2 protein-coding genes are annotated in these 1,318 nt (G+C 72.3%); both read right to left on the bottom strand.

From position 1 onward, the window contains the following. A partial coding sequence (locus FJ091_22255) for a hypothetical protein (GenBank protein ID MBM4386072.1) occupies positions 1-163 on the bottom strand: 163 nt, incomplete at its 3' end. 4 nt (positions 164-167) lie between these two features. Further along, on the bottom strand, positions 168-1,318 hold a 1,151-nt coding region (locus FJ091_22250; protein ID MBM4386071.1), incomplete at its 5' end, for an MFS transporter.

Here is a 1,318-nt window from a genome sequence, read left to right as displayed (position 1 = left end):
GCAGCACGGCGCGCATGCCGGCGGCGTTGCTGCGCTCGCGGCTGCGCGCCGAGCCCGGCGCGACGACGCGGTTCATCGCGTTCTCGCAGAACGCGCGCGCGAGCAGCCGCGCGGCCTCGCGCACTTGGTCCGCGCGCAGCGGCGAGAGCTCCGGCGCGCTCACCGCGTCAGGCGGCTGCGCGATGCAGGTCTGCGCGCAGGTAGCGGCCCGCCACCACGTAGCTGAGCGTGCCGGCGAGGCCGGCGACCGAGAGCACGAGCGCGAGCGAGTAGCGGACCGCGAAGTCGCCGTGGTGTGCGAACACGTGATCGTTCAGCAGCCCGATCGTCCGCGGGCCGAGCGCGTAGCCGATCATCGTGGTGATGAAGAGCATCAGGCCGCTCGCGACCGAGCGCATTTCGGGGCGCGCGAGGTTCTGCACCGTCGCGAAGCTCGGGCCCTGATAGAACGCCGCGATCGCCATGCCGGGCGTCGCGATCCACAGCGCGAACGTGGGATCGCCGTGCAGCATGAACGCGAGCGTGAACGGCAGCGGCCCGACGCCCGCGAGCGCCGGCACCCACACCCACCAGCGCGGATCGCGGCGGCCGAGGCGATCCGCGACGTAGCCCGCGAGGATCGAGCCGAGCGCGCCGCCGATGCCGATCGGCCAGCCGAGATCGCCCGCTTCGCTCGACGTCATGCCGTGCACGCGCTTCAGGAACGTCGGCGCCCACACCGAGAACGCGTAGCCGGCGAACGCCGTGAACCCCATCGCGATCGCGAGCCACACGAACGAGGCGCGCTGCATCAGGTACGCGAGCACCTCGGCGACGGGCGGCGCAGGCGCCGGGTTCGCGTGCGCCGGATCGGTGCGGCCGCGGCGCGGCTCCTTCACCGTGAGCCACACGAGCAGCGCCAATAACAACCCCGGCACGCCCACGATCACGAACGCCCAGCGCCAGCCGAACATGTCGTCGAGGACGCCGCCGCCCTTGAAGCCGAACAACGTGCCGACGTGGATGCCGACCGCGTAGATGCCGAGCGCGGTCGCGCGCTTTTCGAGCGGGAAGTAGTCGCTGATCAGCGAGTGCGCCGGCGGCGAGAGCGCGGCTTCACCGACGCCCACGCCGATGCGCGCGGCGCTGATCTGCCAGAGGTTCTGCACCGCGCCGGTGAGCACCGTCATCGCGCTCCAGAGCGCGAGGCCGAGCGCGATGATCGAGCGGCGCACCCACTTGTCGGCGAGCCGCGCGATGGGCAGCCCCAGCGTCGCGTAGAACACCGCGAACGCCGTGCCCGTGAGCAGGCCCATCACCGTGTCGCTGAGCGCGAGGT

The sequence above is a fragment of the Deltaproteobacteria bacterium genome (assembly GCA_016875395.1).
Taxonomy (GTDB): domain Bacteria; phylum Myxococcota_A; class UBA9160; order UBA9160; family UBA6930; genus VGRF01.
The sequence above is the reverse complement of the archived record's forward strand: the minus strand, read 5'-3'. Positions and strand labels throughout refer to the sequence as shown.